Source organism: Vibrio sp. 10N.222.55.C6 (genome assembly GCF_041473395.1).
GTDB classification, from domain to species: Bacteria; Pseudomonadota; Gammaproteobacteria; order Enterobacterales; family Vibrionaceae; genus Vibrio; species Vibrio crassostreae_C.
In genome coordinates this window covers 1-376 of record NZ_JBFRSD010000710.1, presented here as the reverse complement: position 1 = coordinate 376, position 376 = coordinate 1, and the positions used below count along the sequence as shown (strand labels likewise).

The 376-nt window shown below is 41.5% G+C and carries 1 pseudogene; it reads right to left on the bottom strand.

Features of this window, described 5'->3' with window-relative positions:
- Nucleotides 1-276, bottom strand: a pseudogene (locus AB4486_RS25770) (caspase family protein); the annotation flags it as partial.
- Nucleotides 277-376: the final 100 nt, after the last annotated feature.

Below are 376 nucleotides of genomic sequence, written 5' to 3'. Positions count from 1 at the left end.
CGTCATGTAATGTTGTTCGGTAGAGGACTCTTGTCCTGCAAATAGGTCAACATTATTGCTTGCTTTTTTTTGTCCGCCGCGAGTGATGACCTTGCCATTCAGCGAAATAGGAGCATCAACTTGCAGCTCACCGCCAAGCTGCCAAATATCAGGATTAGATGAACATACAGTTCCCTGTTTAGAGTGCGAAAATTCAAATTGATTGTCAGCGTTAGCAAAACTAAGAGTTGGTGCTAACGCAAATAGCATACCTGTGACAATTCTATTCCGTGTCATTAGATAAGTTTTCCATATGGCCGTAGTGTCAGATGAGCTCAAGACCATATAGTCTAGTTGAATATCACTCAATGGCGCATTAATCGTAATGGGATATAAG